We start from the raw sequence: 262 nt of genomic DNA, 5'->3' as shown, positions 1-262 counted from the left end.
CATTAGAATGAAAAACAAATTATTAACACTTGCAGTCTTATCTTTTACAGGATATCTTGTACAAGCACAGGTTGGGATTAATACTGCTCCTCCTCAAGCTACATTAGATGTTACGGGATTTCCGACAGTCACAGGTAAACTGGATGGAATTATAGCACCGAGACTTTCAATAAGCCAATTGGTTGCTAAAACATATACCTCCGCGCAAACAGGTGCAATGGTGTATGTAACCATTATTGATGCTACCCCTACTGGTCAGACC

The 262-nt window shown here is 40.1% G+C and carries 1 protein-coding gene; it reads left to right on the top strand.

Features of this window, described 5'->3' with window-relative positions; genetic code table 11:
• Nucleotides 1-262, top strand: a 262-nt coding sequence (locus SB764_RS41600; RefSeq protein WP_410866978.1) for a hypothetical protein, incomplete at both ends; no start/stop codon positions are given.

The sequence above is a fragment of the Paraburkholderia sp. SIMBA_027 genome, from assembly GCF_046535315.1.
Lineage (GTDB): Bacteria > Pseudomonadota > Gammaproteobacteria > Burkholderiales > Burkholderiaceae > Paraburkholderia > Paraburkholderia tropica.
This window is presented reverse-complemented; position numbering and strand designations above follow the sequence as displayed.